This window comes from Limnofasciculus baicalensis BBK-W-15 (assembly GCF_024178385.1).
Classification (GTDB): Bacteria; Cyanobacteriota; Cyanobacteriia; order Cyanobacteriales; family Coleofasciculaceae; genus Limnofasciculus; species Limnofasciculus baicalensis.
Window position 1 is genome coordinate 1 of the sequence record NZ_JAMZMM010000451.1, and the last position, 4,211, is coordinate 4,211.

General features: G+C 42.3%; 3 protein-coding genes. 1 reads left to right on the forward strand and 2 read right to left on the reverse strand.

The window, feature by feature from the left end:
- Positions 1-92: 92 nt before the first annotated feature.
- Positions 93-476: a hypothetical protein gene (locus NJ959_RS26370; protein ID WP_254014732.1), complete on the reverse strand. Its 384-nt coding sequence runs from the start codon at positions 474-476 to the stop codon at positions 93-95.
- A gap of 196 nt (positions 477-672) precedes the next feature.
- Positions 673-2,142, reverse strand: coding sequence for an RtcB family protein (locus tag NJ959_RS26375; protein WP_254014733.1), 1,470 nt, complete (start codon positions 2,140-2,142; stop codon positions 673-675).
- 195 nt (positions 2,143-2,337) lie between these two features.
- Between NJ959_RS26375 and NJ959_RS26380 the strand changes: the two genes are divergently transcribed.
- Complete coding sequence (locus NJ959_RS26380; protein ID WP_254014734.1) at positions 2,338-4,098, forward strand: pentapeptide repeat-containing protein; 1,761 nt, start codon at positions 2,338-2,340, stop codon at positions 4,096-4,098.
- Positions 4,099-4,211: the final 113 nt, after the last annotated feature.

A 4,211-nucleotide genomic window follows, 5' to 3' on the forward strand; every position in this document is an offset into this window, starting at 1 on the left:
GAGACAAGGGAGACAAGTGAGAGAGTTAAAACTCAAAACTCAAAACTCAAAACTCAACACTCTCTCATTCCCCACTCCCCACTCCTCACTCCCTACTCCCTACTCCCCAAAAATTGCCGCAGTTGCAGCAAACTTAGGGTTTGAGCGAGATTGAGGGGCAAGAGAGAAATCCCTTCTAAACGAGACTGGAGCCAACCCTCACCCCAATACCATTCGTGATACCCATCAATTCCTTGACTCAATAGCATTCGCAAGCAGTTATCTTGAACTATTTCTACCTGATGTTGGACTGCGATGAGTCCAATTGAAGTGGTGAAAGTTAATCCGGCGTGAAGTTGTTCTGGTAATCCAGCAGAAAAACTGATATGCCATAACCATTTGCTCAGTTTCGCTGAATGTAGCAGACTATCGCGGATTGCATTTTGCGGCGCTGCTACTTCAATGCGGATATGACTTTGTTGAAAGTTTCCTAGCATAGTATTCGGCTTATTTATTCAAAAATTGAAGGACTTATAAGAAAATAGCCTGAAAACCCCGTGACTTTAGTCCAAGGAGGAAAGGATTGTCAAGGAAAGCTTCTATCTGTAGGGTGCGTTATGCTCTGCTAACGCACCATTCCAAATATATTTAATGTAGCAGTGTAAGTCCTGTTTTTCCGACTTCTAGCCGATTTTACCCCTTAAATGTGAGTATCGGCTTCAACTTCGCTACCACACTCACCATCCCCGCTTCTACTTGAATATCAATTACAGGTTGAATTGGTTTGTACGCCGCAGGTGCTTCCTCAATTCGCCTTTCCTCCCGCAATGTAATACAATCGACACCAATTAAACCCAAATCCTCTTCAGTATGGATGGCACCTCGGCGACTCATTTCAAAACGAGATTTTAGTCTGCCAGCACCATGGGAAGCAGAAGAGCAAAAAGCTTGATTCCCTTTCCCAACCACTAAGTAAGATGTTGCTCCCATGGAACCTGGTATAATCACAGGTTGTCCGAAATGTGCAGGACAAGCACCTTTACGAGTTACCCACAGATCCTCTTTTGTCAGTTTCCCATGAGTTATTCTTTTTTCCCCTAATGTAATGTTATGGGGCAAATCGTAAACTAGCGGCGCTTCAATATCTCCGTATACTTCCCGCAGACGCAAACGCAGTAATTCTGCTAATAACAAGCGATTGATAAAACCATAATTAGCAGCAGTTGCTTCTGCTTCTAAATAATTCCGTACTAACTCAGGATTAGCTTCAACAGAAAGAGGAAACAGGCGATAATCTGGATAAGGATATCCTTTAGGCCAAGCTGCCTTAGCTAAATCCCGCCACATTCCCCCAATATATTTACCCACATTCCGAGAACCCGAGTGAATTGTGAAAGCAAGTTGTCCTTCTCTCACACCCCAAAGATATGCCGTAGCCCTATCTTCCACCGCTTCCACCACCTGAATTTCCACAAAATGGTTCCCACCACCAATGGTTCCCAATCCCCCATCTCGCACTACTCCCTCATCCGGAATTAGTTCCTCTGGTGCCCATTTAATTGCACCATTCATCGAACCACCCAAATAAACTCGGTCAATTTCTCCTGACAATTGGTCAAAATTAGACTTGACAAAACTACCTGTAGGTGTATCTAACATCTCATCCAACCAGCCAGGAATCCCGTATTGAAATAGGGCGCGGCTGGTTTTAGCCGTCATCGTCACATCGCGAGTACCAAAGAAATAATCACCTTTCATCAATTCCACAAAGCGATCGCGTTTTTGTAAGAATTGTTCTAGGGTTAAATCTACTACGTGCGATCGCATCCCACAGTTTATATCCGAACCGACAGCAGCAGGAATAACCATTCCTTTGGTTTGTACCACGGAACCGATCGCCACGCCAGCATCACCGGGATGAAAATCTGGAGTCGCACAAGTATGGGTGACACAACCACCACCGGGATGGCGAATATTAGCGAGATTGGCTAATTGCTTAAAGGCTTTAGCTTCTACGGGGAAGCCTTCAGGAAGCAAAACTTCCGCTGTTGCTGCATTTACACTCTGGAGACTAACCGAATAAGTTCGATTTTCATAATTTACTTGTAGTCCATGACGAGATAATGCTCGAAGGAGGCGCTGAAGATTTTTCGACTGCTGCATGAGTATCCTCTGCGGGTTGAAGAGTAAACCGCATTAATTATTTGTAAGGATTAGGAGACTGAGGTTCAGCAGCCGCAGTCAGATTACTAGTATAGTGCGGAAAAATAGAATATGGGGTGAGAGACTACAGGCTCTCTTGTAAAACTCCCAATTCCCAATTCCTAATTCCCGCGTCTACCCGTCTGCTGCTTTTTCATGCAAACCCAGAACTTTCTTGACAGATACCGACAAGGTGAACGTGATTTTGCCCGAATTGATCTCAGCGGGGCAAACCTGAGTGGAGCCGATTTGCGTAATATTAATCTAAGCGGCGCTAACTTGACTAGCGCTAACTTAAGTTGGGCTTCTTTAGATCGTAGTAATTTGGCGGAGGCTTGCTTAGATCGAGCTGATTTACACAATTCTATTCTCAGCAATGTCAATTTTAATCGAGCTAATTTGAGCCGCGCTAATCTTGGTAAAGCGGATTTGCGTTTAGCAAGTTTAAAGGAGGCTAACTTAAATTGGGTAGATGCTGCAAGTGCTGATTTCAGTGAGGCGGAGCTTTATAAAGCTTTGTTGGATCGAATTAATTTGACACAAGCTCAACTAAATAAAACTATCCTTATTGATGCGCAGTTAATGGAAGCAAATCTCTGTGGCGCTAGCTTAATTGGTGCTAATCTAACTGATGCGAATTTGATCCAAGCTCAGTTAGAAAGAGCTAATTTAAGTGGAGCTATTTTAGTTAGTACTAATTTAACAGAAGCAAATCTTCAATCAGCCTATCTCCGCTCTGCAAATCTCAGGGATGCGGATTTGTATCGGGCAATTTTAACTAATGCGGATCTGAGTGAGGCTAATTGCGATCGCGCTGACTTAAGTCGAGCTAATCTCACAGGGGCTTATGCGATCAGAACTAACTTTTCTGGTGCGGATTTGATGCGAGCAGTGCTTCAGGATGTTTATTTGTTGCGTAGCGATTTAACTCAAGCCAATCTCAGAGGAGCTGATTTACAGAGAGCCGATTTAAGTGGTAGTTACCTAAAAGATACTATTCTCAGCGAGGCAAATTTACGGGATGCCAGTTTTCTAGAGAGTAATCTAATTAGGACTAAACTTGATGGGGCAAAACTCACAGGTTGTTGTATTCACAACTGGCATTTGGAGGAAGTAGATCTATCTAGTGTTAATTGTCGTTATATTTTTACAGGATTCAACCGTATCAGTAATAGTCCTTGCGATCGCTATCCTGCTACTGGCGAATTACCATTTGGGAAACTGAGTGAGGAAAAAAATACAGATCGAGCAACCATTAAAGTTGAATTTGTTGAGGTTCCTAACTGGGAGGTATTTGTCTTTACCCTGGCTCAAATAGAACAGGAATGTCCCGATCTTAAACTAAAAATCGAATCCTATCAAGCTAAAGTAGGGCAATATCTGTTCCATTTATCAGCTAATCATAGGGCGAATGAGCAACGATTAAGAAGGCGTATTTTGCAACTTTATCCCAAAATGTCCCAGCGCGTTTTAGAGAATCGTCAAATAATCTTGGAATCTCTAAAAATACTGGAGCCTGGGAATATAAAAACAGAATCTATTCTCCAAGGGCAAAAATCCTCTCCTCCTCCCACAATTATACTGGATGCTGAGGAACAAGTCTATCAACGAACTATTTATCAAATCCAAAGGATTATTATGTCTCAACCACCAGATAGGTTTGTGACTAGTGTCCAGAGACTCTTGAAGTTTTTGAAGCAACAAAACATTTCAACCGAAGAAATTCAGCAAACTATAATTTGTCAGGTTATTCTTAAACGAGCCGCCCAAGAGGAAGGGTTTAAAAAACAGTTAATGGTATGGGAAGATACTGCAAGTAGAGCTGCTCGTGCTTCCAAAGTGGGACAATCAATGCGGGCTGCGATCGCTCTGATTTTAGCAGAGAATTCACAGTTCACAATACACAAATATAAATGAAGTATGAAGTATGAAGTATGAAGTATAAAGTATGAAGTATGAAGTATAAAGTATGAAGTATAAAGTATGAAGTAAAAAAATAGTTTCATTCTTCTCCCTTGTCCCCCTTGTCC